Annotated in this window: 25 protein-coding genes; 17 read left to right on the forward strand and 8 right to left on the reverse strand. The window is 58.8% G+C overall.

The annotated features are described in order from the left end of the window. Nucleotides 1-2 precede the first annotated feature (2 nt). From atpA to WG78_RS14040, 13 genes are all read left to right on the forward strand, one after another. Complete coding sequence (gene atpA / locus WG78_RS13980) at nt 3-1,544, forward strand: F0F1 ATP synthase subunit alpha (RefSeq protein WP_053938446.1); 1,542 nt, start codon at nt 3-5, stop codon at nt 1,542-1,544. A gap of 27 nt (nt 1,545-1,571) precedes the next feature. Continuing rightward, the gene (gene atpG / locus WG78_RS13985; protein ID WP_053938447.1) at nt 1,572-2,441 is read left to right on the forward strand and encodes a F0F1 ATP synthase subunit gamma; all 870 of its coding nucleotides are present in this window, start codon (nt 1,572-1,574) and stop codon (nt 2,439-2,441) included. A 40-nt stretch (nt 2,442-2,481) separates the two neighbouring features. Then, nucleotides 2,482-3,861 carry a F0F1 ATP synthase subunit beta gene (gene atpD, locus WG78_RS13990; RefSeq protein ID WP_053938448.1) on the forward strand — a complete coding sequence of 460 codons (1,380 nt, stop codon included), beginning with the start codon at nt 2,482-2,484 and terminating at the stop codon, nt 3,859-3,861. 12 nt (nt 3,862-3,873) lie between these two features. Continuing rightward, on the forward strand, nt 3,874-4,302 hold the full coding sequence (locus WG78_RS13995; protein ID WP_053938449.1) for a F0F1 ATP synthase subunit epsilon: 429 nt from the start codon (nt 3,874-3,876) through the stop codon (nt 4,300-4,302). Between the two features lie 119 nt (nt 4,303-4,421). Beyond that, a complete protein-coding gene (gene glmU, locus WG78_RS14000; RefSeq protein WP_053938450.1) occupies nt 4,422-5,795 on the forward strand; it encodes a bifunctional UDP-N-acetylglucosamine diphosphorylase/glucosamine-1-phosphate N-acetyltransferase GlmU in 1,374 nt (457 codons plus the stop codon). A gap of 150 nt (nt 5,796-5,945) precedes the next feature. Then, on the forward strand, nt 5,946-7,037 hold the full coding sequence (gene ychF / locus WG78_RS14005; protein WP_053938451.1) for a redox-regulated ATPase YchF: 1,092 nt from the start codon (nt 5,946-5,948) through the stop codon (nt 7,035-7,037). Nucleotides 7,038-7,155: 118 nt separating this feature from the next. After that, a complete protein-coding gene (gloA2, locus tag WG78_RS14010; protein ID WP_152969206.1) occupies nt 7,156-7,539 on the forward strand; it encodes an SMU1112c/YaeR family gloxylase I-like metalloprotein in 384 nt (127 codons plus the stop codon). Nucleotides 7,540-7,753: 214 nt separating this feature from the next. Then, nucleotides 7,754-9,010, forward strand: coding sequence for an oligosaccharide flippase family protein (locus WG78_RS14015; RefSeq protein WP_053938452.1), 1,257 nt, complete (start codon nt 7,754-7,756; stop codon nt 9,008-9,010). Further along, the gene (locus WG78_RS14020) at nt 9,007-10,404 is read left to right on the forward strand and encodes a bifunctional cytidylyltransferase/SDR family oxidoreductase (RefSeq protein WP_053938453.1); all 1,398 of its coding nucleotides are present in this window, start codon (nt 9,007-9,009) and stop codon (nt 10,402-10,404) included. Before WG78_RS14015 ends, WG78_RS14020 begins: the two co-directional genes overlap by 4 nt. Further along, nucleotides 10,401-11,612: a CDP-glycerol glycerophosphotransferase family protein gene (locus tag WG78_RS14025; RefSeq protein WP_053938454.1), complete on the forward strand. Its 1,212-nt coding sequence runs from the start codon at nt 10,401-10,403 to the stop codon at nt 11,610-11,612. The genes WG78_RS14020 and WG78_RS14025 overlap by 4 nt, the downstream gene beginning before the upstream one ends. Continuing rightward, on the forward strand, nt 11,609-12,739 hold the full coding sequence (locus WG78_RS14030) for a hypothetical protein (RefSeq protein ID WP_053938455.1): 1,131 nt from the start codon (nt 11,609-11,611) through the stop codon (nt 12,737-12,739). Before WG78_RS14025 ends, WG78_RS14030 begins: the two co-directional genes overlap by 4 nt. Beyond that, nucleotides 12,736-13,857 carry a glycosyltransferase family protein gene (locus tag WG78_RS14035; protein WP_053938456.1) on the forward strand — a complete coding sequence of 374 codons (1,122 nt, stop codon included), beginning with the start codon at nt 12,736-12,738 and terminating at the stop codon, nt 13,855-13,857. Before WG78_RS14030 ends, WG78_RS14035 begins: the two co-directional genes overlap by 4 nt. Beyond that, entirely contained in the window at nt 13,838-14,722 is an 885-nt protein-coding gene (locus tag WG78_RS14040; RefSeq protein ID WP_053938457.1) for a glycosyltransferase, read from the forward strand. Before WG78_RS14035 ends, WG78_RS14040 begins: the two co-directional genes overlap by 20 nt. A 59-nt stretch (nt 14,723-14,781) precedes the next feature. On the opposite strand, the gene udp is transcribed toward WG78_RS14040, so the two are convergent. From udp to WG78_RS22725, 8 genes are all read right to left on the reverse strand, one after another. Continuing rightward, nucleotides 14,782-15,555 carry a uridine phosphorylase gene (gene udp, locus WG78_RS14045; RefSeq protein WP_053938583.1) on the reverse strand — a complete coding sequence of 258 codons (774 nt, stop codon included), beginning with the start codon at nt 15,553-15,555 and terminating at the stop codon, nt 14,782-14,784. Nucleotides 15,556-15,578: 23 nt separating this feature from the next. Beyond that, nucleotides 15,579-15,986: a cytidine deaminase gene (locus WG78_RS14050; protein WP_053938458.1), complete on the reverse strand. Its 408-nt coding sequence runs from the start codon at nt 15,984-15,986 to the stop codon at nt 15,579-15,581. Nucleotides 15,987-16,004: 18 nt separating this feature from the next. Then, a complete protein-coding gene (locus WG78_RS14055; protein WP_053938459.1) occupies nt 16,005-17,231 on the reverse strand; it encodes a phosphopentomutase in 1,227 nt (408 codons plus the stop codon). Nucleotides 17,232-17,244: 13 nt separating this feature from the next. Next, nucleotides 17,245-18,567, reverse strand: coding sequence for a thymidine phosphorylase (gene deoA, locus WG78_RS14060; protein WP_053938460.1), 1,323 nt, complete (start codon nt 18,565-18,567; stop codon nt 17,245-17,247). A gap of 2 nt (nt 18,568-18,569) precedes the next feature. After that, on the reverse strand, nt 18,570-19,343 hold the full coding sequence (gene deoC / locus WG78_RS14065; RefSeq protein WP_053938584.1) for a deoxyribose-phosphate aldolase: 774 nt from the start codon (nt 19,341-19,343) through the stop codon (nt 18,570-18,572). A gap of 78 nt (nt 19,344-19,421) precedes the next feature. Further along, on the reverse strand, nt 19,422-20,696 hold the full coding sequence (locus WG78_RS14070) for a NupC/NupG family nucleoside CNT transporter (RefSeq protein ID WP_053938461.1): 1,275 nt from the start codon (nt 20,694-20,696) through the stop codon (nt 19,422-19,424). Between the two features lie 444 nt (nt 20,697-21,140). Then, nucleotides 21,141-22,091 carry a protein-methionine-sulfoxide reductase catalytic subunit MsrP gene (gene msrP / locus WG78_RS14075; protein WP_053938462.1) on the reverse strand — a complete coding sequence of 317 codons (951 nt, stop codon included), beginning with the start codon at nt 22,089-22,091 and terminating at the stop codon, nt 21,141-21,143. Between the two features lie 30 nt (nt 22,092-22,121). Next, complete coding sequence (locus WG78_RS22725) at nt 22,122-22,292, reverse strand: protein MIGRI (protein WP_161805123.1); 171 nt, start codon at nt 22,290-22,292, stop codon at nt 22,122-22,124. A 366-nt stretch (nt 22,293-22,658) separates the two neighbouring features. Between WG78_RS22725 and mraZ the strand changes: the two genes are divergently transcribed. The 4 genes from mraZ to WG78_RS14095 are packed head-to-tail and all read left to right on the forward strand — an operon-like array spanning nt 22,659 to nt 26,162. Continuing rightward, nucleotides 22,659-23,096, forward strand: a complete 438-nt coding sequence (gene mraZ / locus WG78_RS14080; RefSeq protein WP_053938463.1) for a division/cell wall cluster transcriptional repressor MraZ — start codon at nt 22,659-22,661, stop codon at nt 23,094-23,096. Beyond that, nucleotides 23,093-24,022, forward strand: coding sequence for a 16S rRNA (cytosine(1402)-N(4))-methyltransferase RsmH (rsmH, locus tag WG78_RS14085; protein ID WP_053938464.1), 930 nt, complete (start codon nt 23,093-23,095; stop codon nt 24,020-24,022). Before mraZ ends, rsmH begins: the two co-directional genes overlap by 4 nt. Further along, nucleotides 24,019-24,324 (forward strand): cell division protein FtsL, encoded by a 306-nt coding sequence (ftsL, locus tag WG78_RS14090; protein ID WP_053938465.1) that lies wholly within the window; start codon nt 24,019-24,021, stop codon nt 24,322-24,324. The genes rsmH and ftsL overlap by 4 nt, the downstream gene beginning before the upstream one ends. Further along, nucleotides 24,321-26,162, forward strand: a complete 1,842-nt coding sequence (locus WG78_RS14095) for a peptidoglycan D,D-transpeptidase FtsI family protein (RefSeq protein WP_053938466.1) — start codon at nt 24,321-24,323, stop codon at nt 26,160-26,162. Before ftsL ends, WG78_RS14095 begins: the two co-directional genes overlap by 4 nt. Nucleotides 26,163-26,164 lie beyond the last annotated feature (2 nt).

Genomic DNA, 26,164 nt, shown 5'->3' on the forward strand with positions numbered 1-26,164 from the left:
TAATGCAACTCAATCCGTCTGAAATCAGTGAACTGATCAAGGCCCGGATCCAGAACCTGTCCGCGGGCGCCCAAAGCGCCAACGTCGGCACGGTTGTGTCGGTCACCGACGGTATCGTCCGCATTCACGGCTTGTCCGAAGTAATGCAGGGCGAAATGCTGGAATTCCCGGGTAACACGTTTGGCCTGGCACTGAATCTGGAGCGTGACTCCGTCGGTGCCGTGGTGATGGGTGAATACACCCACATCGCCGAAGGCGACGAAGTCAAATGTACCGGTCGTATTCTTGAAGTACCGGTCGGTCCGGAACTGGTTGGCCGCGTGGTCAACTCGCTGGGCCAACCGATTGACGGCAAGGGCCCGATCAACGCCAAGCTGTCCAGCCCGATCGAAAAGATCGCGCCGGGCGTGATTGCGCGTAAGTCGGTTGACCAGCCGTTGCAAACCGGCCTGAAAGCCATCGACACCATGGTGCCGATCGGCCGTGGTCAGCGCGAGCTGATCATTGGTGACCGCCAGACCGGCAAGACTGCCGTTGCCCTGGACGCCATCATCAACCAGAAAGGCACGGGCGTTACGTGTATCTATGTTGCTATCGGCCAGAAAGCCTCGTCGATTGCCAACGTGGTGCGCAAGCTCGAAGAACACGGCGCAATGGGCCACACCATTGTGGTTGCTGCCGCTGCTTCTGAATCGGCCGCGCTGCAATACATTGCTGCGTACGCCGGTTGCGCCATGGGCGAATACTTCCGCGACCGCGGTGAAGACGCACTGATCGTTTATGACGATCTGTCCAAGCAAGCTGTGGCTTATCGCCAGATCTCGCTGCTGCTGCGTCGTCCGCCGGGCCGTGAAGCTTACCCGGGTGACGTGTTCTATCTGCACTCGCGTCTGCTTGAGCGTGCTGCGCGTATCAACGCCGAAGAAGTTGAAAAACTCACCAACGGCGAAGTGAAAGGCAAGACCGGTTCGCTGACCGCCCTGCCGATCATCGAAACGCAAGCAGGCGACGTTTCCGCCTTCGTTCCGACCAACGTGATCTCGATCACCGACGGCCAGATCTTCCTGGAAACCGACTTGTTCAACGCCGGTATCCGCCCCGCCATGAACGCTGGTATTTCGGTATCGCGCGTTGGTGGTGCTGCGCAGACCAAGGTCGTGAAGAAGCTCGGCGGCGGTGTGCGTCTGGCGCTGGCTCAGTATCGTGAACTGGCTGCGTTCGCGCAGTTTGCTTCCGATCTGGACGAAGCCACTCGCAAACAGCTCGAGCGCGGCAAGATGGTTACCGAACTGATGAAGCAGGCTCAATACAGCCCGCTGTCGGTAGGTGAACTGGGTATCACGCTGCTGCTGATCGCCAAGGGTTCGTTCGATGATGTCGCGGTAGAACGCGCTCTGTCGTTCGAAAACGGCTTCCGTGCTTACGTCAAGGCTAACCACGCCGACGTACTCGGTCGTATCGATGCCAAGGGCGAGCTGTCTGGCGATGATGAAGCCACGCTGCTGAAGGCTGTTGCTTCGTTCAAAGCCTCCGGCGCTTATTGATTCGGTCACTGGATAAGGAACTGAATCATGGCAGGCGGTAAAGAGATCCGTACCAAGATCAAAAGCGTAAAAAACACGCAGAAGATCACCCGCGCCATGGAAATGGTTGCGACGTCCAAGATGCGTAAGGCTCAGGAGCGCATGCGCGCTGCCCGTCCTTATGGCGAAAAGATCCGTGCTGTTGCCAGCCACCTTTCGCAAGCATTCGTGGACTATCCGCATCCGTACCTCCAGAAGCGCGATAGCGTTAAACGGGTTGGCCTGATCGTGGTTACGTCGGACAAGGGTCTGTGCGGGGGTCTTAACACCAACGCACTGCGCCTTGCCGTCAACAAGATGAAGGAATATAGCCAGAATGGCGCTGAAATCGCGGTTACCACCATTGGTAACAAGGGTTTCAGCTTCATGGGCCGCAATGGCGCCCAGGTGATTTCGTCTGCAGTCGGTCTGGGTGATACGCCCCACCTTGAAGCTTTGGTCGGTCCGATCAAAGTGATGGTGGACGCGTACATCGCCGGCGAAGTGGATGAAGTCCAGCTGGTCTATACGAAGTTCATAAACACCATGAAGCAAGAGCCCACGGTAGAGCAGTTGCTGCCGTTGTCCGGTGAAGACTTTAAAGGTCCGGACCACGACTACAACTGGGAATACCTGTTCGAGCCGGATGCCAAGACCGTCATTGACGACCTGATGAGCCGCTACATTGAAGCGCTGATTTACCAGGCCGTGGCGGAAAACATGGCATCCGAACAGGCTGCACGCATGGTGGCCATGAAGGCTGCAACCGACAACGCCGACAAGGTGATCGGCAACCTGCAACTGCTGTACAACAAAACCCGTCAAGCTGCGATTACGAAAGAACTTTCGGAAATCGTATCCGGCGCGGCAGCAGTTTAAGCAGGCGGCCCAACTGTATAGAGAAGATTAGGAACCTACGATGAGCCAAGGCAAAATTGTGCAAATCATTGGTCCGGTTGTGGACGTGGAATTTCCGCGTGACAACCTGCCCAAGGTGTATGACGCGCTCAAGCTGGCCGACCAGGAACTGACGCTGGAAGTCCAGCAGCAGCTGGGCGACGGCGTTGTTCGTGCAATCGCCATGGGTACGACCGATGGTCTGAAGCGCGGTCTGTCCGTGAACAACACCCACAAGCCGATTTCGGTCCCGGTGGGCGCTGCCACGCTGGGCCGTATCATGGACGTGCTGGGCAATCCGATTGACGAAGCCGGTCCGGTTAACACCGAAGACCGTCGCGCCATTCACCAGACCGCCCCCAAGTTCGACGAACTGAATCAGTCTATCGATCTGCTGGAAACCGGTATCAAGGTTATTGACTTGATTTGCCCGTTTGCCAAGGGCGGCAAAGTAGGTCTGTTCGGTGGTGCCGGTGTGGGCAAGACCGTAAACATGATGGAACTGATCAACAACATCGCCAAGGCACACTCGGGCTTGTCCGTGTTTGCTGGTGTTGGTGAGCGTACCCGTGAAGGCAACGACTTCTACCACGAAATGAAGGACTCCAACGTCCTGGATAAAGTGGCGATGGTGTACGGTCAGATGAACGAGCCGCCGGGTAACCGTCTGCGCGTGGCACTGACCGGCCTGACCATTGCGGAAGCGTTCCGTGACGAAGGCCGTGACATCCTGTTCTTTGTGGATAACATCTACCGCTACACCCTGGCCGGTACCGAAGTTTCGGCGCTGCTGGGTCGTATGCCTTCGGCCGTGGGCTATCAGCCGACGCTGGCTGAAGAAATGGGTGTTCTGCAAGAACGGATTACCTCGACCAAGACCGGTTCGATCACGTCGATCCAGGCCGTTTACGTGCCTGCGGATGACTTGACCGATCCGTCGCCGGCAACCACGTTTGCCCACTTGGACGCTACCGTCGTTCTGAGCCGTGACATCGCTTCGCTGGGTATCTATCCGGCAGTTGATCCGCTGGGCTCCACCAGCCGTCAGCTCGACCCGCAAGTGGTGGGCGATGAGCACTACACGGTTGCTCGTGGCGTGCAGCAAACCCTGCAAAAATACAAAGAACTGCAAGACATCATCGCAATTCTGGGTATGGACGAACTGTCGCCGGAAGACAAACTGGCCGTGTCGCGTGCACGGAAGATCCAGCGCTTCTTGTCGCAGCCGTTCCACGTTGCAGAAGTGTTTACCGGCTCGCCGGGCAAGTATGTGCCGCTGAAGGAAACCCTCAAGGGCTTCAAGGGCATTCTGAACGGTGATTACGACCACCTCCCCGAGCAAGCCTTCTACATGGTTGGCGGCATCGAGGAAGCGCTCGAAAAAGCCAAGACCCTGCAATAAGGAGCTGAGGCAATGGCGATGACTATGCATGTCGACGTGGTAAGCGCTGAAGCGCTGATCTTCTCCGGTAACGCCGAATTCTTTACGGCACCGGCAGAAGGTGGCGAAGTCGGTATTTATCCGCGTCACGCGCCGTTGCTGACCCGCATCCGCCCTGGCGCCGTGCGCATCAAGCTGGCCAACTCGAACGAACCGGATGTCATCCTGTACGTGTCGGGCGGCCTGCTTGAAGTACAACCGGACGGGATTACCGTTCTGGCTGACACGGCCATTCGTGGTGCGGACATCGACGAAGCCAAGGCCCGCGAAGCCAAAGCCAAGGCAGAAGAAGCCTTGAAGAACCGCAAGACCCAGATGGATTACGCCATGGCGCAAGCCGAACTGGTCGAAGCGGTGGCCAAGCTCGCAGTAATCGAAAAACTCAGAAAGCGCGGCCACTAAGCCTGCGCAATCGGAGACCCCAAAAGGCAGCGTGCAAACGCTGCCTTTTTTATTGCCCGTCGCCGCCATAGCGCCACACGGGTAAAATGCCCGGCTACGCTCAGTTAACCGGATCGCCCATGTCTCGTCTCGATGTCGTCATCCTTGCCGCCGGGCAAGGCAAACGTATGTATTCCAGCCTGCCCAAGGTCTTGCATCCGCTGGCGGGCAAACCGTTGCTGCAACACGTGCTGGATACCTCGCGCGCGCTGCAACCGGAACGCACCATCGTCGTATACGGCCATGGCGGCGAGCAGGTGCAGAGCGCGTTGGCCGGCCACGCCGATCTGGGCTGGGCGCATCAGGCGCAACAGCTGGGCACTGGCCATGCGCTAGCGCAGGCGCTGCCGCAACTGCAAGGCGACATCACGCTGATGTTGTACGGCGACGTGCCGCTGACGCGTATCGATACCTTGAAACAACTACTGTCCGCAGCCGACGGCGGCAAGCTGGGCATCCTGACGGTTACGCTGGCCAACCCCACCGGCTATGGCCGCATCGTGCGCAACGCCGAAAACCAGGTGCAAAGCATCGTCGAGCAAAAAGACGCCACACCCGCCCAGGCCGCCATTCAGGAAATCAACACCGGCATCCTGGCGCTGCCCACCGCGCGCCTGGCCAAATGGCTATCCGAACTTAAAAACGACAACGCCCAGGGCGAGTACTACGCCACCGACCTGATCGCCTTGGCCGTGCGTGACAGCGTGCCCGTCGTCACCACTCAACCGGCGTACGCGTGGGAAGCCGAAGGCATCAATAACAAGGTGCAACTGGCGCAGCTGGAACGCATCCACCAACTGAATCAGGCGCACGATCTGCTGGTGGCTGGCGTGACGCTGGCAGACCCGGCGCGCATCGATATTCGCGGCACGCTGCAGCATGGCAAAGACGTGAGCGTGGATATCAACTGTATTTTTGAAGGCGACGTCAGCCTGGGCGACAACGTCACCATTGGCGCGCACTGCTTTCTGCGCAACGTGAAGATCGCTGCGGGCGTCACCATCCAGCCCTACAGCCATTTGCAAGACGCCGAAGTGGGCACCAACGCGCAGATTGGCCCGTACGCGCGCCTGCGCCCCGGCGCGCAACTGGCGTCTGATGTGCATATCGGCAACTTTGTTGAAGTTAAAAACGCGCAGATCGGCGTGGGCAGCAAAGTTAATCATCTGTCGTATATCGGTGATGCGGAAATCGGCACGCAAACCAATATTGGCGCGGGCACCATCACGTGTAATTACGACGGTGTGAACAAGCACAAAACCATCATCGGCAATGAAGTGCGCATCGGCTCCAACGCCAGCTTGGTAGCGCCGGTGACCATCGGCGATCGCGCCACCACCGGTGCGGGCTCGGTGATCAGCAAAAACGCGCCAGCCGGTGAACTGACTATCGCGCGCGCGCGCCAGGTGACCGTCCCCGGCTGGCAGCGCCCGGAAAAACCCGCCAAAAAATAAGCACATGGCGCGTGTTACAATCACGCCCAATTGCGCCGCCTCGGTTTTATCCACAAGCAACACAGTGTGGATAACCCGATGTGGCGCGTCACCCTTTACAGGCGCGCTGATTGTGGTCAGCGCCGCCCAGCAACCTGAAGGACGCACCTCATGAGTCTCAAATGCGGCATCGTGGGTTTGCCCAACGTTGGCAAATCCACGCTGTTCAATGCCCTGACCAAAGCCGGCATCGAAGCAGCCAACTATCCGTTCTGCACCATTGAACCCAACGTCGGCATCGTTGAAGTGCCGGACGCGCGTCTGGGCCAGCTGGCCGAAATCATCAAGCCGCAAAAAATCGTGCCGGCCATCGTCGAGTTTGTGGATATCGCCGGCCTGGTCGCGGGCGCCAGCAAGGGCGAAGGCCTGGGCAACCAGTTCCTGGCCAACATCCGCGAGACCGACGCCATCGTCAACGTAGTGCGTTGCTTTGAAAACGACAATATCGTGCACGTGGCCGGCCGCGTCGACCCGATCGACGATATCGCCGTGATCGGCACCGAACTGGCACTGGCTGATATGGCCACGGTCGAGAAATCGATCCAGCGCGACGGCAAGAAAGCCAAGAGCGGTGACAAGGAAGCGCAAAAGCTGGTGGCCGTGCTGGAAAAAATCCTGCCGGTGCTCAACGAAGGCCGCCCGGCCCGTTCGGTAAAGCTGACTGACGAAGAAAAAGCCATCATCAAGCCGCTGTGCCTGCTGACTGCCAAGCCCGCCATGTATGTGGCCAACGTGGCGGAAGACGGTTTCCAGAACAACCCGCTGCTGGACAAGGTTAGCGAATACGCCAAGCTGGAAGGCGCCCCGGTGGTGGCCGTGTGTGCCGCCATCGAATCCGAAATCGCTGAGCTGCCGGATGAAGACAAAGCCGAGTTCCTGAACGAACTGGGCCTGGAAGAACCGGGCCTGAACCGCCTGATTCGCGCTGGCTTTGATCTGCTGGGCCTGCAAACCTACTTCACCGCTGGCGTAAAAGAAGTGCGCGCCTGGACTATCCACAAAGGCGACACCGCCCCGCAAGCCGCCGGCGTAATCCACACCGACTTCGAACGCGGCTTTATCCGCGCGCAAACCATCGGCTTTGACGATTACATCACCTACAAGGGTGAACAAGGCGCCAAAGAAGCCGGCAAGATGCGCGCTGAAGGTAAGGAATATGTGGTTAAGGATGGGGATGTGCTGAACTTCCTGTTCAACGTTTAAGCGCCCGCCAGAGGCTGGATGCGGTTGTAGACCGCGTCCAGCGCTGTTTTGCCCATCGCCGCTTCTCAATCGGCGATCCCTCTGCCTTCTTTCGCATCCGCCCGCACGGAGCCCACCCATGCCCATGCAGCACATCCACCACGTTGCCGTCATCTGTTCCGACTACCCGCGCGCCAAACATTTCTACACCCAGGTGTTGGGCTTGCCGGTGATCGCCGAAACCTACCGCGAGGCACGTGATTCGTGGAAGCTCGACCTGGCCATAGGCGATGCGCAGATTGAGTTGTTTTCGTTTCCCGGTGCGCCGGCGCGGCCGTCTTACCCGGAAGCCCAAGGCTTGCGCCATCTGGCGTTTGCTGTGGATAACATCGATGCCGCGATTGCCGATCTGCATGCGCACGGCGTGCAAACCGAGCCCGTGCGCACCGATGAGCTGACCGGCAAGCGCTTTACCTTTTTCAGTGATCCGGACGGCCTGCCGCTGGAGTTGTATCAGCGCTAAGCACACGTAAGAACGCCGCCACAGCAGTCCGCACCGCGCGGTTTACGCCAGCTATCCCCTGCTGAAGGCAGGCTCCGAAGTCTCCGATAGCTGGCTAATTGTGTTCCAGGAAAAATGCGCCTTTCGCTCACGCGTCCGTCGCTTTCGTCCTGGTGCCCGCCCTCATGAACCCCGTTGTTAACCCGTCCGCCGCGCTGCGGTCGCGGCCCTTTTGATGTTGTCCCCGCTCCGCCAGCGCCTCGTCGGACAACGTCAATTGCTGCTCAATTTTGTCTCCCTGTCTTCGATTAATCTGCTGAACCTGCTGGCCCCGGTCATCGTTATCCCGTGGCTGCTGCACACGCTCGGTGTGCGTCAGTACGGCGTGATCGCGCTGCATCAGTACCTCGGCCAGTTTGTGTTGATGTGGGTGGATTTCGGCTTTAACACCTGGGCGGTGAACGAGGTGGCGGGCCGCGCGCAAGATCGTCGCGCATTGGCAGCGCTGGTTGGCAGCATTTATCTGATCAAACTGGCGCTTTGTGCCGTGGTGGTGCTGGCCTTGGGTGTGCTGGCATTGAATCCGCAGTGGGTTGCCGCAGCGGGCCTCAACCTGCCGCTGCTGGCCGCATTTGCGGCCCTTGGCGCGCTCAATTCGTTTTATCCGGGCTGGTTGTTCCAGGGGCTGGAACGCATCCACGCCTTGATTGTGCCAACCGCCCTGGCGCGCCTCGGCACCGTGGCGCTGGTGTTTGTGTTGGTGCGCCAGCCTGGTGATATGTGGGCGGTGCCCGTGGCGTATCTGGCGTCCAGTGTGCTGTTGGACTTCAGCGCCGCGCGCCAGCTTTTGCGCAGCGTGGGCTGGCCGACGCTGCTGCCCTGGCGGCAGATGGTTACCGTCGCGCAGCACGCGGGTCAGGTGTTCGGGTCGCGCCTGATCATCATGATTTATGTGGCGTGCTCGCCGCTGCTGGTGCGCGCCGCAGCGGGTGCGGAAGGCGTCGCCATTTACAGCTTGTGCGAAAAGGCCATCGGCCTGTGCCGCGTGCCGTTCGACATGCTGGCCAACGCGGCCTATCCAAGGTTGGCGCGCGAATACCGCAAGACCTTCGCTCAACGCTTGCTGCAACTGCAGCTGGGGGCCGCGCTGGCTGTTGTGCTGCTGTTGACCGCAGCGCTGCACTTTGCCGGACCATATTTGTTGCCCGCCGACTGGGCGCACGCCGGCAACTATCTGATGTTGTACAGCCTGGCGCTGATCCCCATCGCTGCACACAGCTTTATGGGCACCTGCGTGTTGCTGGTGCACGGCAAACGCTGGGCGCTCAGCCTCAGCATCGTGGTCGGGCTGGCTGCCTATATCGTCGCCTGGAGCGCTGGTGGCTGGCTGTGGGAGGACCCCTTGGCGCGCGTGATTACCGCGATGGTAATGGTCGAATTCGGCATTTGCGCCAGCCGCTACTTTCATTCGCGCAAATCTGGATTGATATGAACAAGCCTCCCCGTCACATCGGCGTGATTCTGGCCGCGGGCCGCGGCGAACGTAGCGGCTTTGATCGTCCCAAACAGATGATGAAGCTGGCCGGACGCCCATTGGTGGAGCACACGCTGGCGGTGTTTCAGGACAGCGCTGACATCGACCAGATCATCGTTGTCACCAACAAAGACTGCCAGGAGCAGATCCAGCAGCTGACCGCCAACCGCCGCTTCAGCAAGGTTAAAGCCGTGATTCTGGGCGGTAGCGAACGCTATCAATCATCGCTGGCTGCAATTGCCGCCACCGAGCATCTCGCCCGCGACTACGCCGTCAAACTGATCTTCCACGATGCCGTGCGCCCGCTGGTTAACGAACGCATCATCGCCGATGTGGCGCAAGCGCTGCGGCATTACAACGCCTGCGACGTGGTGGTGCCCACCACCGACACCATCGTGTCGGTCGACCCGCTGACCAACACCATCGATTTCATCCCCGACCGCAGCCGCCTGCGCAACGGCCAGACGCCACAAGGCTTTGCGCTGGAAACAGTCAAGCTGGCCTACGAACGCGCGCTACGCGATCCGGATTTCAAAACCACAGACGATTGCGGCGTGGTGCTCAAATACGTGCCGGACGAAAAAATCTATCTGGTGACGGGCGAGCACGACAACCTCAAGCTCACCTACCGCGAAGAACTGCAGATACTGGACAAACTGCTGCAGATGAAATCACGCCAGGCCACCCATCAGCCGATCAATCCGCAAGTGTTTGCCGAGCTGAAACACAAGGTGCTGGTGGTGTTTGGCGGCGGCAGCGGCATCGGGCTGGATATGGTGAATCTGGCGCAAGCACATCAGGCGCACGTGGTGGTGGCCACCCGCGGCACCGGCGTGGACGTGACCGATCTGACGGCGGTCAAATTGTGTCTGGCCAATACCGTGGCCGAATTCGGGCGCATCGATTACGTGGTCAACACCGCCGCCGTGCTGACGTGCGAGCCGCTGGCCAATATGGATTACGCCGACGTGGTGCGATCGGTGCAGATCAACTACATGGGCGCGGTGAATGTGGCGCTGGCGGCGTTTGATTATTTGCGCCAGTCGCAAGGCCAACTGCTCAACTTTACCTCCAGCTCGTACACCTACGGCCGGGCGTTCTACAGCCTGTACAGCTCGGCCAAAGCCGCCGTGGTTAACCTGACCCAGGCGCTGGCCGAGGAATGGCACAGCGAAGGCGTGCGCGTTAACTGCATCAACCCCGAACGCACCGATACCCCGATGCGCAAACGCGCCTTTGGCGTTGAACCCGCCGGCACGCTGATGTCATCGCACGATGTGGCGCTGCAGAGTTTGAATGTGCTGCTGGGGAAGGTGACGGGGCAGATTTTTGACTTGCGACGGCCAGCATGAAGCAAAAATTGCTGCGCTTGCTTCAATTCTGGCTCTTGATCACGTTGTATCCGTTGTCGTGGCTGGTGCCACGCCGGTCCGACTTATGGGTCTTCGGCTGCTACAACAACAAGTTTCTGGATAACTCCAAATACTTGTTTTTGTGGATCAGCGAATATCGAAAAGATATTGATGCGGTCTGGATTACAGGCGATCGGGCGGTCGCTGGTCTGTTGTTGAACAACGGCTACCGTGCTTGCACCCGTTGGAGCGCGCAAGGGCTCTGGCTGAGCCTGCGCGCGCGGGTCTATATCTTCTCGTCCTATCTATCGGACATTAATTACTTCACTTCTGGCGGCGCGCTGCGGGTCAATCTTTGGCACGGCGTTGGCCTGAAAAGCATTGAGTACAAAGTCTCTGCCGGTAAATTGGCCAAGCTGTATCACGGCCGCGTTTCACCACTCTGGCGGCTATTGCTGCCCGAGCGTTTTGCCAAGCCAGATCTGTTTCTGGCTCCCTCTGTAATGATGGCGAAGCACTTTGCGGAATGCTTTCGTATCTCGCCCGCGGCATGCATCCAGTTACCGTATCCGCGGCTTAACACGCCGCGTTATCCACAATTGGCAGTCGCCGTCGCTGCATTGGGCGACTATGCCGGTTTACGCGAGGACTGGGGCAGTTTTGACCGGGTCGCGATTTATGTTCCAACCTGGCGCGATGATGGATCTTCCGCGATCAGCTCCGGACTGCCCGATCTGGCTGTATTGAGCGCTGCCCTACGCCAGAGCAATACGCTGCTATATATCAAACCCCACCCGGTCGAAGCCTCAGGCGTCTCCTGCGAACTTGCCAATATTCGTATATGGCCGCGAGCGCTCGATATGTATCCGCTACTGGCCGATTTTGATTTGCTGATCACCGATTACTCGTCGGTGCTCTATGACTATCTTTATGCCGCCGCGGGCCCGGTCGTTTTATATAACTTCGACTACAACCGCTATATCTCTCAATGTCGTGATCTTGCGTTCAATTACACGGAGAACGTTTGGGGATTGTGGGTTAGCAATTTCGCTGCGTTATGTGATGTTCTGGCACGTCCTGCCGGCGTCGCCACTGCAGACTCTTTGGCGCAACGGCAAGTCATTGCTGAACGCTTTTTTGGGGCTCCCGTTGCCGATCCGATGGAGCGCCTCGTCGCAACCATCGCTGCCGCAGAGGCATCGAAATGATGACGTCGTTGGGCATTTCGGCCTTCATTATTTTTTGCTTCTTCTGCCTGTCGTGGCGAATGAGCAAGAGTGCGGTAACGAGCTTTTATTTTTCGGCGATCTTCTCGCACTGGACTGCGCTGGGCGATATCAACATTAGCACCGCGCTGATTCTTCTTGCGACCATGCTGCTGTTTGCGTGTGGTCGCACCCGCTTCAATCTGGGACGTGTTGTTGCATTCAGCCTGTTTGCATTTTGCATCCTGGGTGGCGCTGCTGCCAGCACCGTTAATTCGCCTGGTTTGGGGGCCGCGCTGGGGCGGTTCGGCAAAATGGCACTGGTTTTCTTGCCTTTATTCTTTCCTGTGCGCGCAGAGGCCGTCGAGATTGGCGCAATGGTAAAAGCGTTTGTTATATGTACTTTGGTGTTTTCCATTCCCTGCCTTTTATTTTTTGGGGCAGACCCCGGTTTTATGGGAACACCGCGCATTTCCGGTTTTTTTGAGGACGCAAATTACTTTGCGCTGATCTCTCTTATCTGCCTGATTTATGCATCGCAATATATGCAGAATAAATCATGGTCGTGGCTATTGCTCGCGCAGTTGATTTGCTCACAAGCAATGACCATGCTCGCAATCACTTTGGTGTATTTTTTGATATTGCGACGCCGGGAAGTCAGCAAAAAAATGCTGGCTATTTTTCCGGTCATTATCGGCTTGGGCTACGTCTATATCATCTATCGAGTGCAGCAGACGGATGCGATTGTGCTGGAGTCCGACTATCAAACCAGCTTTGTCGCAATGAAATTCAATTCTGTTTTTTTTCGATTTTTCGCCCAATTCAGCGCAATGGATATCATCCAGAACAGGCCGTCTGTATTCTGGTTTGGCTACGGCTCGGGCCATTCGGTGGAGTTATTCGGTCGGGTGCTTCATAACACATATGTGCAGCTCTTCTTTGACAGCGGAATTGTGGTTTTTCTTGGAGTGCTACTTGTTGTCGGCCTAGGCTCATTCAGGTTTGATCGCCAGAAGCCAGTGTTCATTATCCTGATTATTTCCAGTTTGTTATTTGACGCATTTTTCATGTTTATATTTCCTTTTGCACTGGTGATTGCAACATCTAATCCGGAACACGCCGACCTATGATCCATATCTTTAACGACACGACCTATGGCTCTTATCAGCACGTGAACCAGATGTTGTTCCGCCATTTGAATGGAGCCGGATATCCCGCATTTTATCTGCAAAGATTCAAGCTTAATTTTCCTTCAATTTGCCGACTTCGCGGTTTGATAAAGGGTAATAAGCGGGCCGTCGCCCAATCAGACGTTCCACGTGTGATCGAGGTACGAAACTCGCCTTCGATATGCGACTGGTTTGATCGTCTGAATAGTAACTGGGTTGCCAGCCAGATTGAAAAGAGCCGCGATATCGCTATTACTTTTGTTCCGTCGCTAGCGCTTGCACCGCTATTCGATCAATACCATCGGCTGGTTTATTACTGCGTGCATGATTCGGATAATCAAACTTATCCCGTTCGAAACAAGCGCTATGAAAAGCGCTTGGTGCAAAAGAGCGCATTGATTTTTTGCGACAATCTCCTGGTTTTGAAACGCCTCTGCGCCAAAGAACCCTATATCAACCTGGCCGATATTTCTCACTCGGACACTCAAACCGCGGTTGCGTTGTTGTCCAAAGCTCGATTTTTTCTCGTGCCTCCGCCCACACCGGATCCGTTTTTTGAAGTGAAGGCGCCGCTCAATTCTGACTTTGATTTGATGTACTTCGGAAGTGTTCATAAAGACCTCGACGAAACCGAATTCCTGCGCCTCGCCAACCTGGGTTTGCGAATCGCACTGGTGACTGCGGACCGTCTGGCGCTTTCCCACCGCAATATCAAATATCTGCCGCTTGAAGTCGATTCGTCGAAGCTGGCACAGCAATTGTCACGCTCGGCCGCAATCTTCATGCCTTACAGAGATAACAACTTCAACGCTTCGATTAGCCCGGGCAAGCTCAATCAGGTGATTGCTTCAGGAAAACCAGTGATCTGCTCGAATCGCTTGTTCTGCCAGCGATCCGGGTTCGTGAATAGCCGGGTCATAGATTCCCGCGAGAAGTTCCAGGAAGCAATCGCTTCTGCGGTGATGCAACCCGAGCGTGCGTTGCCGTCACGTGCGTCCCATTTGCTTCAGCTGATTTCCAACTTGATCGTTAATTCGGCGGCGATCAGCGAGGGCAAGCATGCTTCCAAACATCGCTAACGAAACGCAGGTTTTTAACGGGGAAGGCTTCAGCCTGCTGGGCTCCGTATATCACCGCGAATCCCCCGCCGCACTGGCCCAATGCCTGGAAAGCATTGCGTTGGCCACCTTGGGTGACAACGCCGAAGTGGTGCTGGTGCAAGATGGCCCCTTAACGCCTGAGCTATTAGCGGTGATCGATCAATTCCGTAGCCGCATGGTGCTGGTGGACGTGCCCCTGCCCGAAAACGTGGGTTTAGGCGCGGCGCTGAATGCGGGCCTGGCCCGTTGCAGCCATGATCTGGTGGCGCGCTTTGACACTGACGATATTGATTTACCGGCGCGCTTTGCGCTGCAACTGCAGCGGTTTGCCTGCCAGCCCGATCTGGCCTTGCTGGGGGGCTGGATTGATGAATTTGTGGATGACCCGGCGCATCCGCACGCCGAGCGCCACACGCCTGTTTCGCATGACTCAATTCTGCAATTTGCGCGCAAACGTAATCCGTTTAATCACATGACCGTGATGTTTCGCAAACAGGCGGTGCTGGCAGTGGGTGGATATGGCGGCGAATATCTGTTCGAAGATTACGCGCTGTGGGTGCGCTTGCTGCAGGCGGGGTACGCCACCGACAATTTGCCCGCCGTGCTGACCCACGCGCGTACCGGCACCAGCATGTATCGGCGGCGCGGCGGCTGGCGTTATGCGGTCAGCGAATGGCGGCTGCTGCGCCAGTTTTGCGCCAGCGGCTTTATCAATCGCTATCAAATGCTGGGCAGCGCGCTGATGCGCTTGCCGGTGCGTTTGCTGCCCGCTGGTCTGCGTGGGTGGATTTATTGCGTACCGCTTAGAGCCCGCGCAACCGCAGGCAAGCAACTGGCGCAATAAAAAACGGCAGGTGCAGACCAACCCGCACTTGCCGTTTTCTTACCACCCTACCCAAAGCCTCAAGCCAGCGCGCGCGCTGCCTCGATCACGATGCCCACGGCATCCACTTCGGTTTTCTTCATCGATTCCGCATTCGGAATTTCTTGCTGCGTACGGTTAACGATCACGCCTGCGATCATGCCAGCGCGCAGGCCCATCGAGGCGCACATGGTCAACAGCGTGGCCGATTCCATTTCGTAGTTCATCACATGCAGCGCTTGCCACTGCTTCATCGAACCTTCCCATTCCTTGTTAACGCGGCCCGAGTAGGTGTCGTAGCGTTCCTGGCCCGGGTAGAAGGTGTCGGAAGATGCGGTGATGCCGATATGCGCAGTTGCGCCCAGCTTTTTGGCGGCGGCCACCAGTGCCGTGGTGCAGGCAAAGTCGGCGACGGCCGGGTAGGCGGCCGGAGCAAAGTGGTAGCTCGCACCGTCCAGGCGCACCGAACCCGTGGTGATCAGCACGTCGCCCGTGTTGATGTGCGGCTGGATCGCGCCGGTAGTGCCAACGCGCAGAAAGGTGCGGATGCCCAGTTGCGCCAATTCTTCCACGGCAATGGACGTGGACGGGCCGCCGATGCCGGTGGAACACACCACCACCGGTTTACCGTCGAGTTCGCCAATCCAGCTGACAAACTCACGATGGCTGGCCAGCGGTTGCGGGTTTTGCATGAGTTCGGCGATGCGTTGGCTGCGCGCGGGGTCGCCCGGCACGATGGCCAGCGTGGCGCCTTTGAGCATGGCCTTGTTCAGGCCCAGGTGAAACACTTCGGACTGGCTGGAAGCTTGCGACATGATGTGGGGTCCTGATTTCAAGATCACGCGTTGGCGTTGGGGTCGAGATAAAACGCGCCGGGCAGCAAAGCGCCGGCGCTGGTGACTTCGGTGTCGCCTTGCAGATTGGTCAACACCACTTCAAGCGTGGGGGAGCCGATTTCGATCATCACCTGGCGGCACGCGCCGCACGGGGCGATGGGGCCATCGGTATCGCCAATGACGGCCAGCGTGGCAAAGTCGCCGGGGCGATAGCCTGCGGCGACTGCGGCAAACAGCGCGGTACGTTCGGCGCAGTTGCACAGGCCGTACGAGGCGTTTTCGACGTTGCAGCCATGAAACAGCTTGCCGTCGCGCGTCAGCAGCGCGGCGCCTACCTTGAACTTCGAGTACGGCGCGTAGGCTTTTTCACGCGCTTTGGCGGCTTCTTGTTTCAATGTCTGATGGTCCATATCGGCTCCTTGTGAGGTTCAGGACGGCGTGCGTTGCAAGAACGCCAGGCCATCCGGAAACGGTGATAGATCAAACCAGTGCGCCAGGCTCTGGCCCACATCGGCAAAGGTGGCGCGCACGCCCAGGTTGGCGGGCGGAATACGTTTGCCGTAGACCAGCACCGGCACGTGCTCCCGCGTGTGGTCGCTGCCCGGCCAGGTGGGGTCACAACCGTGGTCGGCGCTAAGGATCAGCACGTCGTCATCGCGCAGCAGGTCATAGATTTCGGGCAGACGCTGGTCAAAATATTCGAGTGCGGCGGCATAACCGGCCACGTCGCGACGATGGCCAAAGTCCTGGTCAAAGTTGACGAAGTTGGTCATCACAATGCTGCGTTCCGGCGCGCTGCGCGTGGCGTCCAGCGTGGCTTGCCATAAGGCTTCCGGGCCGGTGGCCTTGATCTTGTGGGTGATGCCGACGTGGGCGTAGATGTCGGCAATCTTGCCAATCGACACCACCTCGCCACCCGCATCGGTCAGTTTTTTAAGCACGGTGTCGGCGGGCGGAGCGACGGCCAGATCGTGGCGGTTGCCGGTGCGTTTGAAGTCGGCGGCGCAGGTGCCCACAAACGGGCGCGCGATAATACGGCAGATGTTGTACGGCTTGACGGCCTCATAAGCGATTTCACACAGCTCGTTGAGTTTGTCGAGGCCATAGGTTTCTTCGTGGCAGGCAATCTGCAGCACCGAATCGGCCGAGGTATACAGAATCGGCTTGCCGGTGCGCATATGTTCTTCACCCAGCTCGGCAATGATGGTGGTGCCGCTGGCGTGGCAATTGCCCAGATAGCCGGGCAGATGCGCGCGCGTGACCAGTTGGTCGAGCAGTTCAGGCGGAAAGCTGTCGGTTTTCTTGTCGAAATAGCCCCAGTCAAAACACACCGGCACGCCCGCCAGTTCCCAGTGGCCTGATGGCGTGTCTTTGCCGGACGACAATTCGCGCGCGGCGGCATAAGCGCCGATCAGCTTGGGATGCGAGTTAAAGCCGGCGGGCAGTTCGCCGCTGGCCAGTTGCGCGGCCAGGCCCAGGCCCAGTTGTTCCAGATTGGGCAAACGCAACGGACCAGCGCGGCCGATATCGGCTTTGCCTTGCGCACAATACTGCGCGATATGGCCGATGGTGCTGGCGCCCGCGTCGCCAAACTGCGGGGCATCGGGCGTAGCGCCGATGCCAAAAGAATCCATGATCAAAACAATGGCACGCATACGATCTTTCCTGTCATTCAATCAGTTGGTAAACGGCGTGCGGTACAGACACCGCATCGACGCTATAGCGGTAGGCCGCGGCAACCGTGTGGGCGGCGCGTTGTGCGCTGGCCTCATCACGGGCGTGGACGTAGCCGATCGCGTCGCCGGGGCTGACGGCTGTGCCCAATGGGGCCAGGCCAGTCAAACCGACGGCGTAATCGATCTGGTCATCCTGCCGGGTTCTACCGCCACCCAGATTGACAACGGTCATACCTAATGCACGGCAATTGACCGTGGCAAGTATTCCCGATTGCGTGGCCAGCACCGGCGCACACACTGCGGCGCGCGGCAAGTGCCGGTCAGGAAATTCGAGCAGATCCGCCGGGCCGCCCAGGCCGCATACCATGCGCGCAAAGCGTTCTGCGGCCTGGCCGTTGGCGAGTACGGTTTCCAGCTGCTGGCGCGCATCTGCCGGCGTGCTGGCCAGGCCCGCTTGCAACAGCATCTGACCTGCCAGCGCCATGGTCACTTCATGCAGGCGCGCGGGCTTTTGTTGCCCGGTCAAATAATCGATGGCACAGCGGATTTCAATGGCGTTGCCCGCGCACGGGGCCAGCGCCTGGTTCATGTCGGTGAGCAGCGCCGCAGTGCGCAAACCCGCGCCATTGCCCACATCGACAATGCTGCGCGCCAGTTCCACCGACAATTCCAGCGTCGGCATAAATGCGCCCGAGCCCACCTTGATATCCATCACCAGCGCCTGCAATCCGGCTGACAGCTTTTTGGAGAGGATGGATGCGGTAATCATGCCCACCGATTCCACCGTGGCCGTCACATCGCGTACCGCGTAGATGCGCTTGTCGGCCGGGGCCAGGCTGGCGGTCTGGCCGATGATGGCGATGCCGCAATCGCGCACCAGTTGCTGGAATTGCGCGGTGGTAGGCGTGATGGTGTAACCGGGGATGGCTTCGAGTTTGTCCAGCGTGCCGCCGGTATGGCCCAGTCCGCGGCCTGAAATCATCGGCACAAAGCCGCCACACGCGGCCACCATCGGGCCCAGCAACAATGACGTCAGATCGCCCACGCCGCCCGTGGAATGTTTATCCACCACGGGGCCAGGCAGATCGAGTGATGACCAGTCGAGCACATCGCCCGAATCGCGCATTGCCAGCGTCAGCGCCACGCGTTCGTCGGTCGGCATGTCGTTAAAGTAAACCGCCATGGCAAATGCGGCGATCTGGCCTTCGGAGACGCGGCCATCGACGATGCCACGCACAAATTCGGTGATTTCTTCGCGGCTGAGCGCAATGCGGTCGCGCTTTTTGCGAATGATTTCTTGCGGCAGAAACGCCATGATCAGTACGCCGACGTTTTAGTCGCGCCCGCGTCGTGGCCCACCGTGGTTAGCAGATTGCCCAGCAGGCTGGATGCGCCAAAGCGGAAGGTGGCAGCGCTGGCCCAGGTGGGGCCCATGATGCGGTCGGCGATGGCCAGATAGGCGGCGGCATCGGCCGCGCTGCGCACGCCCCCCGCAGCTTTAAAGCCGACGGGTTTGCCTGCATCGTGGATCGCCTGAATCATGATTTCAGCGGCTTCCAGCGTGGCGTTGACCGGCACTTTGCCGGTGGAGGTCTTGATAAAATGCGCGCCCGCGGCAATCGAAATCTCGCTGGCCTGGCGTATCAGCGCGGGGTCTTTCAACTCGCCGGATTCGATGATCACTTTAAGAATCTTGTCGCCAACTGCGGCGCGGCTAAGCTCAACCAGCTTGCGGCCCACCTCGGCATCGCCCGCCAACAGCGCGCGGTACGGAAACACCACGTCCACTTCATCCGCACCCAGATGGATGGCGGCGGCGGTTTCGGCGGCAGCGGCTTCGGGGTCGGCGTTGCCATACGGAAAATTGGTAACCGTGGCCACCGGCAAATCCAGCCCTTCCTCGGTCAGCGCGGCTTGCGCGGTTTGCACAAATTGCGCGTACACACACAAGGCGGCGGGCGTGCCTACAGGCGTGTTGGCGGCGGCGGCCAGGGCGCGGATCGACGCGTGTGTGTCGGTGTCATTCAGCGCGGTCAGGTCCATCAGATGCAGTGCGCGCAAAGCGGCCTGGGCGAGTTGGTTGGGATGCATGGCAGGCTCTCCGGGTAAGACGGCCAGCGCGGGCGGGATCACCGCACGGCTGGCCGGGTGTTGCAGTTAAAACGGGGATCAGTGCAGCGAGATAAAGATCCCGGCGATGGTGGCGCTCATCAGGTTGGACAACGTGCCGGCCACCACTACGCGCAAACCATAGCGCGCCACTTCGCTGCGTTTTTCCGGGGCGACGGCGCTAAAGCCACCGGCCAGAATCGCAATCGAAGAGAAGTTGGCAAAGCCGCACAGTGCAAACGAAACAATGGCCAGCGTTTTGGGGTCGAGCACTTGCAGGCCCGCTGCGGCCACGGTGGCAGCATCTTTCAGATAAGGCGCCAGCCCGACATAGGCTACAAACTCGTTCAGGATCATTTTCTGGCCGATAAAGTTGCCGGCCACTTGCGCGTTATCCCACGGCACGCCAATCAGCCAGGCCAGCGGCGAGAACGCCCAGCCCAGAATGACTTCGAGCGTCCAGTCGGGGTGGCCAAACCAGCCAAAAATGCCGCCGATAATGCCGTTGAGCAAGGCAATCAAACCGATAAAGCCGATCAGCATCGCGCCCACGTTCAGCGCAATCTTCAAGCCCACGCCGCAGCCCGAAGCCGCGGCTTCGATGACGTTGGCGGGCTTGTGCTCGTCAAAGTTGACGTTATCGATCTTGACGGTGCTTTCGCCCGTACTGGGGCAGATGATCTTGGCAAACAGCAAACCACCGGGCACGGCCATAAACGACGCGGCCAGCAGGTATTCCATCTTGACGCCCAGACCGGCATAACCCGCCAGCACCGACCCGGCCACGGCGGCCATCCCACTGGCCATCACGGCAAACAGCTCGGGGCCGTTCATGTCTTTGACAAAAGGTTTGACCACGGCGGGCATTTCGCTCTGGCCAAGGAAAATGGTGGTGACGGCCGAGAATGATTCGAGCTTGGACACGCCGATGATCTTCTGGAACACCGTGCCCAGAATCAGCACAATCCAGCGCATTACGCCGATGTAATACAGCACCGAAATCAATGCGGTAACAAAGATGATGGCGGGCAATACGCGGAAGGCAAACACAAAGCCACCGTCGCCAAACACTTCGAACATCTTCTTGTCGACCAGGCCGCCAAACAGGAACGAGATGCCATGTTGGCCAAAGTCGAGCACATGGTTGACCACGTTGGCCGCGCCGCCGAGCAGGTCTTTACCAATGGGCACAAACAGAATGAATGCGCCGATCAAGATCTGACACAACAGCGCCGCGATCACGACACGCGGTTTAATCAGGCGGCGATTGTTGGACACTGCAAATGCAATCAATAGCAGTACCAGCATGCCGAGCAGGCTACGAGCAATATCCATCTTGCTTTATCCCCCTCAGGATAGTTTTTTACGGCTCTACAGGTTGGTGTGTATCCACGCCGTGCACTCTGCGGTGCTTGCGTCGCGGGTTTGTATCAAACGTGATGTGCAGAGCGGTTTTGTTACAAAAACTGACCAAATGGTCAGTTAGTGATGCGCTTTATTCTGCGCGTAATTGCAAGCGCAAACAGGGGAGGTTTTTCCCTGATAGCCATCTGCGAAATAGTAGAGGGGGAATGGCGGAATCGCCATGAGGAAAATCAAGGGAGGTGCTGCGCCGCGTATAGGGTGGGCTCGGCGTCTCCGTCATGACCCACCATTCAAAGTGCAGTGCCCGGATCGCAGCAACTTGCAGATAGCGAGGCTGGTGTGCAAGCGTCGCAGCAATTGCTGATGGCTTTGAATGGTGGGTCATGACCCACCCTATGCAAGGCGTGCGCGGCGTCAATAAAACTTTTTCAGATCCATGCCCTTGTACATGCCCGCCACCTGCTGGTCGCCGTAGCCGTTAAACATCAGCGTCTTGCGGCGCAGAATCTCGCCGATGCGGCGTTCGCTGGCCTGGCTCCAGCGCGGGTGGTCCACTTCCGGGTTTACGTTGGAATAAAAGCCGTACTCGCTGGGCACGAGTTTGTTCCACGCCGTCGCCGGTTGATGATCCAGCAGGCGGATCTTGATGATGGACTTGGCGCTTTTAAAGCCATATTTCCACGGCACCACCACGCGGATCGGCGCGCCGTTGGGATTAGGCAGCGGCTTGCCATACAAACCCACCGCAATCAGCGTCAGCGGATGCATGGCTTCATCGATACGCAAGCCTTCGGTATACGGCCAGTCAATGCTGCGTTCGTTAACGCCGGGCATTTGTTTGGGGTCGGCCAGCGAAGTGAATTCAACAAACTTCGCCTTTGACGTCGGCTGCACCACCTTTAATAGATCCGCCAGCGGAAAGCCTTCCCAAGGGATGACCATCGACCACGCTTCCACACAGCGCAGCCGGTACACGCGTTCTTCCAGCGGCGCCAGCTTCAGCAGCGCGTCCAGATCAAATGTCTGCGGCTTCATGCATTCGCCTTCCACCCGTACACTCCACGGCCGCGTCTGAAAGTGCGTTGAATTGGCAGCCGGGTCTTCTTTATCGGTGCCAAATTCATAAAAGTTGTTGTAATGCGTGATCTGATCAAACGAATTGCGCGTCTCGGTGGTGCTGAATGCGCTGGGCTTGCCCGCAAACGAGGGCCCGGGCGCGGCGGCCGCCAACGCCAGGCCAGCGGGTAAAATGCTGCCCACCGCCAACGCGGCGCCTGCCTGCATGATGCGGCGGCGATCGGCATAAACAGCTTCGGGCGTGATGTCGCTGGGGGCGATGTCGGACTTGAACAGATTACGGGCCATGCTGGCCTCCTTGAGGACGGGTCTGCGGGCTTAGAGCACGTGCATCAGATGAAGTGCGATAAAGATCGCGGTGCTGATCAACAAAACCAGTGCCACTGATCGCATGATGCGATCCGCCCGTTGTCGTGCCGCAGGGAAAATGGCGCTGAGGATGGCAAACGCCACCACCACATACAACGCTATACGCAAAAACTGCAGCAATGGATGCTCCAGGCAGGAGATTCGGGGCGGTAAGCAAGGTGACCGCGGCCACAGTGTACGGCTGTCGGTACAAGTCAGGGGTGTCCCGTACGCGCTTGTTAAAGTGTCACTTTAAGTACTGAACGCTATATGCTTCATTCGCAAGCGTTTTATAGATTTGCGCCCCACTTCGAAAAACGATTATAAGTGATTGTATAGAAACAGGAAAACCCCGGTGCCACCTCTTGTGGCACCCATTTTTTTACTCTATAGTGGGGCGCAGTGGGAAAAAGTGGGTAAAAGTGCATTTTATCTGCCCTGCTTGAGGCATCCAGCGTTGGCCAACGTGTAATCCCGATGCCTCTGTAACCACCTGGAACCGGGGCAATGTTCGGCGGCGTATCAACTCTCAATCTCGACAGCAAAGGGCGTTTGGCGATTCCGGCCAGGCACCGCGAAGTGCTGTCCGCCCATTGCGCCGGCAAGCTGGTCATCACGGTCGAGCCCGCCGGATGCCTGCTGATCTATCCAGAACCCGACTGGATTCCTGTCCGCGACAAACTCAACCAGCTTTCTGGCGCGCAAACGCAAATCCGGCGCGTCATTGTCGGCCACGCCGAAGAAACCGACATGGACAATGCCGGTCGTGTGCTGATTCCGCCGCGTCTGCGCCAGATTGCCGGCCTCGACAAAGAAGTTGCGCTGGTTGGCATGGGCAACAAATTCGAACTGTGGGATGACGCCCGCTGGGCCGCACAGACCGCCAATGTGCTGGCTATTGACCCCGCTGAGCTGGCGCAGCAAATGCAAGGCATCGTGCTGTGAGCTTTATCCACAAGACAGTTCTTCTGACCGAGGCCATCGACGGCCTGGGCATCCAGCCCGATGGTATTTACGTCGACGGCACCTTTGGTCGCGGTGGCCACAGCCGCCTGCTGCTCAGCAAGCTGGGCGAGCACGGCCGCCTGATCGCTTTTGACAAAGACCCGCACGCCATCGCCGAAGCCGCGACGATCAATGATCCGCGCTTCCAGATCGTGCACGAAGGTTTTGCCGGCCTCGCCCGCGCGCTCGACGCGCTGGACGTGGGCCAGATTGACGGCCTGCTGCTGGACTTGGGGGTTTCCTCGCCGCAGCTGGACGACGGGAGCCGGGGCTTCAGTTTTCGATTTGATGCCCCGCTCGATATGCGCATGGATACCACTCGCGGCATGACCGCCGCGGACTGGATCAATAGCGCCGAAGAGAAAGACATTGCCGAGGTGATACGTGACTATGGCGAAGAGCGGTTTGCTAAGCAGGTTGCAGCAACGATTGTTGCGGGTCGGGCCGACCAACCCATTGCAACGACAAGACAACTTGCCACGCTCGTGGCAAAAGCCGTCCGTACCCGCGAGCCGGGCCAGGACCCGGCGACGCGTACCTTCCAGGCTATACGGATTTTCATTAATCGGGAGCTTGAAGAGCTCGCGTTGATTCTGCCGCAGGCGCTGGCGCGGCTGAAGCCGGGCGGCCGCCTGAGCATCATCGCGTTTCATTCGCTCGAAGACCGCATCGTCAAACGCTTTATGCAAGACAGCTCGAAGGCGCATATGCCCAACCGGCTGCCGTTGCGCGCGTCCGAGATGCCGGTGCCGCCGCTCGAAATTGTCGGCAAGCCCATTCGCGCCAGCGCGGAGGAAGTCCGCGATAACCCGCGTGCCCGCAGTGCAATACTGCGGGTCGCGCAGAGAACCGAGGCGGCGCTATGACCCGCCTCAATCTGTTTTTACTGGCCCTTGCCATGATCTGCTCCGCCGCGGTGGTCACTAGCCAGCATCGCGCGCGCAAAGCGTATGGCGAACTGCAGAAAGAACAAGAGGTTGCGCGCCAACTGGACGTGGAATGGGGCCAGTTGCAGCTGGAAGAAAGCACGTGGGCCATGCATTCGCGTATCGAAGCCGAGGCCACCACGCGCTTGGGTATGCAGATGCCCGGCACGCCGCGCACCCAGGTGATTTTGCCGGACGGTAAAGCCGTTGGCCGCACCACGGTCAAGGACGACCCCTTGTGAACCGCGCGACGGCCACCGCCTCCATTCGCGCCCAGCGATATGCCCATGTGCTGAAGCTGGAGCGTTGGCGCGTCTGGACCATGCTGACCGCGCTGATGCTGCTGTTTGTAGTGTTGCTGGCGCGTGGCCTGTGGCTGCAAGCATTTAACGAAGCCTTTCTGCAAGGCCAGGGCGATGCGCGCTATACGCGTACGCTCAAGACCGAAGCCAATCGCGGCATGATCACCGATCGCAATGGCGATCCGCTGGCGATTTCCACCCCCGTACAATCGATCTGGGCCAGCCCGCGCGGCATGGCCTTGTTGCCGCCCGGCCAGAAGCGCGATGAAGACTGGGAGCCGGCCAACGACAAAGACCCGGTGCCGGTCAGCCAGGATGAACTGAAAAAACTGGCCAATGCGCTGGGCATGCCCGCCGCCGATCTGATCAAGAAAGTCAGCGATGGCCGCAAGAATGACAAGGGCGAACTGGTGCGCCCTGATTTCGTCTGGGTAAAACGTGGCTTGTCGCCCACCGACGCCAAGAGCGTGCTGGCGCTCAACGTGCCCGGCATCTACGCGCAGACCGAATACCGGCGCTATTACCCGGCGGGCGAGGTGATGGCGCACATTATTGGTTTTGTAAATATCGACGGCAAAGGTCAGGAAGGCTTTGAGCTGACGCGCGACAGCATGCTGGCGGGCAAGCCCGGCAGCCGCACCGTGATCCGCGACCGCCGCGGTTATATCGTGGAAGACATCTCCACCATCGTGCCGCCGCGCGATGGCGAAACCCTGACGCTGTCGGTGGACCGCCGCATTCAATATCTGGCGTATCGAGAGCTGAAAGCCGCAGTCGAAAGCAACCATGCCGCCGGTGGCGGCATCGTCGTGCTCGATGCCAAGAGCGGCGAAGTGCTGGCGCTGGCCAACGCGCCTTCATACAACCCCAACAGCCGTGAGCGCATCGACCCGGCCGCGCGTCGCAACCGTGCGCTGACCGATATCTATGAGCCCGGTTCGGTGATGAAGCCGGTGACCATTTCGGCGGTGATGGATGCGGGCAAGCTGACGCCCGAGTCGCGCGTCGATACCTTCAACGGCACCATGGCCATCGGCCCCAACACCATCCACGACACCCACCACGGCGGCGTGCTGAGCATTGCCCAGGTCATTCAGCAATCGTCCAACGTGGGCGCGGCGCGTATCTCTTTGATGATGCCGCGTGAATATATGTGGAACGCCTATCACAACGCCGGTTTTGGCGAAGTGCCGCACAGTGGCTTCCCCGGTGAAGCGGGCGGCATTTTGCGCAACTGGAAAAACTGGCGCCCGATCGAACAAGCCACCATGGCGTTCGGTAACGGTATTTCGGTCAGCCTGATGCAGATGGCGCGCGCCTATCAGATGTTTGCCGATGGCGGCCAGATTCATCCGATTACGTTTACCAAGCTGGTCGCGCCCGTGCCTGGCAAGCAAGTCATCAAGCCCGAAACCGCGCTGGCCATGCGCAACATGATGGAAAGCGTGGTGCAGCCGGGCGGCACCGGTATGCCGGCGCGTGTAGTGGGTTATCGCGTGGCGGGCAAAACAGGTACGTCGCACAAGCTGGAAGGCGGCGTTTATGTAAACCGCTACGTGGCGTCGTTTATCGGTATGGCGCCGGCGTCCGACCCGCGTCTGATTATTGCTGTGATGATCGATGACCCCACCGGCGGCAAGCATTTTGGCGGCTCGGTGGCGGGCCCTGTATTCAGCAACGTGATGGCGGGCAGCTTGCGCCTGCTGGGCGTGCCGCCCGATGCACCGACCGACAACATCCTGATCCCTGCCCCTGACGAATCGGATTCGAGGGAATAAAC

This window comes from Amantichitinum ursilacus, assembly GCF_001294205.1.
Lineage (GTDB): Bacteria > Pseudomonadota > Gammaproteobacteria > Burkholderiales > Chitinibacteraceae > Amantichitinum > Amantichitinum ursilacus.

Bases quoted from the DNA above. Each gene is read 5' to 3' on its own strand.
- WG78_RS14050 (WP_053938458.1), bottom strand. From the start codon at position 15,986: ATGGACCATCAGACATTGAAACAAGAAGCCGCCAAAGCGCGTGAAAAA.
- msrP (WP_053938462.1), bottom strand. From the start codon at position 22,091: ATGGCCCGTAATCTGTTCAAGTCCGACATCGCCCCCAGCGACATCACG.
- mraZ (WP_053938463.1), top strand. From the start codon at position 22,659: ATGTTCGGCGGCGTATCAACTCTCAATCTCGACAGCAAAGGGCGTTTG.
- udp (WP_053938583.1), bottom strand. From the start codon at position 15,555: ATGTCGCAAGCTTCCAGCCAGTCCGAAGTGTTTCACCTGGGCCTGAAC.
- WG78_RS14070 (WP_053938461.1), bottom strand. From the start codon at position 20,696: ATGGATATTGCTCGTAGCCTGCTCGGCATGCTGGTACTGCTATTGATT.
- glmU (WP_053938450.1), top strand. From the start codon at position 4,422: ATGTCTCGTCTCGATGTCGTCATCCTTGCCGCCGGGCAAGGCAAACGT.
- WG78_RS14055 (WP_053938459.1), bottom strand. From the start codon at position 17,231: ATGCGTGCCATTGTTTTGATCATGGATTCTTTTGGCATCGGCGCTACG.
- WG78_RS13995 (WP_053938449.1), top strand. From the start codon at position 3,874: ATGGCGATGACTATGCATGTCGACGTGGTAAGCGCTGAAGCGCTGATC.
- WG78_RS14025 (WP_053938454.1), top strand. From the start codon at position 10,401: ATGAAGCAAAAATTGCTGCGCTTGCTTCAATTCTGGCTCTTGATCACG.
- atpD (WP_053938448.1), top strand. From the start codon at position 2,482: ATGAGCCAAGGCAAAATTGTGCAAATCATTGGTCCGGTTGTGGACGTG.
- WG78_RS14030 (WP_053938455.1), top strand. From the start codon at position 11,609: ATGATGACGTCGTTGGGCATTTCGGCCTTCATTATTTTTTGCTTCTTC.
- WG78_RS14020 (WP_053938453.1), top strand. From the start codon at position 9,007: ATGAACAAGCCTCCCCGTCACATCGGCGTGATTCTGGCCGCGGGCCGC.
- gloA2 (WP_152969206.1), top strand. From the start codon at position 7,156: ATGCCCATGCAGCACATCCACCACGTTGCCGTCATCTGTTCCGACTAC.
- deoC (WP_053938584.1), bottom strand. From the start codon at position 19,343: ATGCATCCCAACCAACTCGCCCAGGCCGCTTTGCGCGCACTGCATCTG.
- atpG (WP_053938447.1), top strand. From the start codon at position 1,572: ATGGCAGGCGGTAAAGAGATCCGTACCAAGATCAAAAGCGTAAAAAAC.
- ftsL (WP_053938465.1), top strand. From the start codon at position 24,019: ATGACCCGCCTCAATCTGTTTTTACTGGCCCTTGCCATGATCTGCTCC.
- atpA (WP_053938446.1), top strand. From the start codon at position 3: ATGCAACTCAATCCGTCTGAAATCAGTGAACTGATCAAGGCCCGGATC.
- WG78_RS14015 (WP_053938452.1), top strand. From the start codon at position 7,754: ATGTTGTCCCCGCTCCGCCAGCGCCTCGTCGGACAACGTCAATTGCTG.
- deoA (WP_053938460.1), bottom strand. From the start codon at position 18,567: ATGGCGTTTCTGCCGCAAGAAATCATTCGCAAAAAGCGCGACCGCATT.
- WG78_RS14035 (WP_053938456.1), top strand. From the start codon at position 12,736: ATGATCCATATCTTTAACGACACGACCTATGGCTCTTATCAGCACGTG.
- WG78_RS14040 (WP_053938457.1), top strand. From the start codon at position 13,838: ATGCTTCCAAACATCGCTAACGAAACGCAGGTTTTTAACGGGGAAGGC.
- ychF (WP_053938451.1), top strand. From the start codon at position 5,946: ATGAGTCTCAAATGCGGCATCGTGGGTTTGCCCAACGTTGGCAAATCC.